2 protein-coding genes are annotated in these 3,353 nt (G+C 65.1%); both read left to right on the top strand.

Going from position 1 to position 3,353, the window contains the following annotated elements; all coding sequences use genetic code 11:
* Positions 1–6: 6 nt before the first annotated feature.
* The gene (locus tag AC1DSN_RS20305) at positions 7–1,608 is read left to right on the top strand and encodes an alpha/beta hydrolase (RefSeq protein ID WP_477332491.1); all 1,602 of its coding nucleotides are present in this window, start codon (positions 7–9) and stop codon (positions 1,606–1,608) included.
* Between the two features lie 10 nt (positions 1,609–1,618).
* Positions 1,619–3,353, top strand: a 1,735-nt coding sequence (prpE, locus tag AC1DSN_RS20300; protein ID WP_477332489.1) for a propionate--CoA ligase, incomplete at its 3' end; no start/stop codon positions are given.

Raw genomic sequence — 3,353 nt, 5'->3', positions numbered from 1 at the left:
AAGATATTGTCCGCCCGCGCCGCCTTTGCGCTCGCGTTCCTTGCCGCTGGCTCGTTCACCGCCCAGGCCGATCAGGCGCCACTGGCACACCGGATCGTCCGGATCACCCTCGACGGCGCGACCGACAAGGGCACGTCCGGACGCCTGCTCCTGTTCGCTGCACCGGCCGCTGTGGCCAGGGAAGCAGCGAAGGACGGCAAGGTGGAAGAGGTCGATACGAATCCGTTCCAGCCGAAGGCCGTCTCCGTCGCCGCGCGCGAGGTGAGCTGGATCGCCCCCGGGCAGTCGGTCGACCTCGACACGGACGGCGAAGCCTTTCCCGACGGATTCTCGAGCCTTCCGCCGGGCGATTACCTGGTCCAGGCGGTCCTCGACGTCGGCCACGACTACAACTACAGCGGCCGCCATGGCGGCGATCTGGTCAGCGAGGTCACCCCGGTGAAGCTCACGGCCGGTGGCTCGCTCCCCGCGCTGAAGCTGACCCGGACCGTCCCGGCGAGGGACGTCTGGCAGTTGCCGCCCTCGGTGCCCCAGGCGGTTCGCGACGTGCYGCCGGAGGCCCGCCAGCACGCGCACGCCGAGGTCCTGCAGAGCACGGCCCTGACCGCTTTCGCGGGCCGTCCGCTGTCGATCCGCGCCTGGGTGGTGACGCCGCCGGGTTACGACCCGAACGGTAAGACGCGTTATCCGACCGTCTTCGTCACCCATGGTTTTGGCGGTAGCTTCGATCGCTACGCCGGGACCATCGCCAACCTCTGGGCGGCGATGTCGAACAAGAGCATGCCGCCGATGATCTGGGTGCTGCTCGACGAGTCCGGCCCGACCGGCACGCACGAGTTCGCCGACTCGGTGAATAACGGCCCGTGGGGCCAGGCACTGACTACGGAATACATCCCGTGGCTCGAAGGCCGCTACAAGATGGACGCCAAAGTGGGCGGCCGCTTCCTCAACGGCCACTCCTCGGGCGGCTGGGCCACGCTATGGCTGCAGACGCGTTACCCGAAGGTCTTTGGCGGCACGTGGTCCACCTCGCCGGACCCGAGCGACTTTCACAATTTCACCGGCATCGACCTGTATGCCGCCAATGCCAACGCGTACAAGCGCCCGGACGGTACGGCGTATCCGCTGATTCGTGACAAGGGCCAGGTCATCGCCACCTTTGAGACCTTTGCCCATCTCGAGCGCGTGCTCGGTGCCTACGGCGGCCAGCTCGGTTCGTTCGAATGGGTGTTCTCGCCCCGTGGCAAGGACGGTCGTCCCGAGCCGATGTTCAACCGCGACACGGGCGCGATCGACCCGGCCGTGGTCGCTTACTGGCACGACCATTACGACATTGCACAGCGCCTGCGCACGCACTGGCCCGAGCTGAAGCCGGACCTCGACGGCAAGATTCACCTGATCGTCGGTACGGCGGACACGTTCTATCTCGATGGTTCTGCGAAACTTCTCAAAGACACGCTCGACGGGCTCCATGCGAAGAGCGATATCCGTTTCCTTCCGGGCAAGACGCATTTCGACCTTTATGTGGAAGGCGACGACCGCAACGCGCTGCTGAAGAAAATCGCGTGGGAGATGTATGGCGTGGCAAGGCCGGGGCAAGGTAAATAAGGGACGCGGCATGACCTACGACGAACTCTGGCGGCGCTCGGTCGACGAGCCTGAGCTGTTCTGGGCCGAGCAGGCGCGGCTGATCCACTGGGAGACGCCGCCGCAACGCATTCTGGACGAGTCGCGGCCGCCGTTTCGTCGGTGGTTCGTCGGAGGCACGACCAATCTTTGCCACAACGCGATCGATCGCCATCTCGATGAGCGTGGCGACCAGCTGGCCCTCGTGGCGGTCTCCACCGAAACCGACACGACGCGCGAAATCACCTATCGCGAACTCCACCGTGAGGTGAATTCGTTCGCTGCCGTACTCATCGAACTCGGCGTGGGCAAGGGCGATCGTGTCGTCATCTACATGCCGAATATCGCCGAGGCCGTGTTCGCGATGCTTGCGTGTGCGCGCATCGGTGCCATTCATTCGGTGGTGTTCGGTGGCTTCGCCGCACACAACCTCGCCTTGCGCATCGATGACGCCGAGCCTGTGCTGCTGATCTGCGCCGACGCGGGTATGCGCGGAGGCAAGGTCATTCCGTACAAGCCGCTCATCGACGCCGCGCTACGCGAAACGAAAGCGCCGCCGAAGCATGTGTTGATCGTCAATCGCGAGCTCGATCCGGCCATGGAACGCATCGATGGCCGCGATGTCGATTACGCGAAGGCGCGCCGCAAGCACGAGGGCGCGATGGTTCCGGTCACATGGCTGGAATCCAACGAGCCCAGCTACCTGCTCTACACCTCGGGCACGACCGGCAAGCCGAAGGGTGTGCAGCGCGACGTGGGTGGCTATGCGGTGGCACTGGCCCTGTCGATGACGACGATCTTCGACCTGCATCCGGGCCAGACCATTCTGTGCACCTCCGATGTCGGTTGGGCCGTGGGTCACTCCTACAACGTATACGGCCCGCTGATCGGCGGCTGTACCGCGATTCTCTACGAAGGCCTGCCGACGGCACCGGATCCGGGTGTCTGGTGGCGCCTTTGCGAGAAGTACCGGGTGAGGAACATGTTCTCGTCGCCCACGGCGATCCGCGTGCTGAAGAAGCAGGACGCGTCGTGGCTGTCGAAGTACGATCTCTCGGCGCTGAAATACATCTTTTGTGCCGGCGAACCGTTGGATCACACGACCTACGAGTGGCTGTCGGCGGGTACCGGCAAACTCGTCGTCGACAACTACTGGCAGACCGAAACCGGCTGGCCGGCGGTATCGCTCATGCCGGGCCTGGACCTCAAGCCGGTCAGGCCGGGTTCGCCCGGATTCCCGACGTTCGGCTTTCGCATGCGCGTGATCGATGAGGCGACGGGGGATGAGAAGGCGCGGGGCGAGAAGGGCGTGCTGGTGATCGAGCCGCCACTGCCGCCCGGCTGCCTGAGCACCATCTGGCGCGACGACGACCGCTATGTGCGGAGTTATTTCGGGCACTTCAAGGAGTTGCTTTACAGCTCGCTGGATTGGGCGGTGCAGGATGCGGACGGCTACCTGTTCATTCTTGGTCGCACCGACGATGTCATCAACGTAGCGGGTCATCGGCTCGGCACGCGTGAGATCGAGGAGTCGGTGGCCACGCTGGGCGCCGTGGCGGAAGTCGCGGTGGTCGGCATCGGCGACGAACTCAAGGGCCAGTTGCCCGCCGTCTTTGCGACGCTGAAGCAGGGCGTGACCGACGACCCGCGCGACGTGGCACAGGCGATGGAACGACGGGTGGTCGAGCTGCTCGGTGCGGTGGCGCGCCCCGGCTGCGTCTATGTGG

It is taken from the genome of Luteibacter sp. P4_D7_3 (assembly GCF_056401735.1).
Note: the sequence above shows the minus strand (reverse complement) of the source record. Positions and strands in the feature narration are given on the sequence as shown.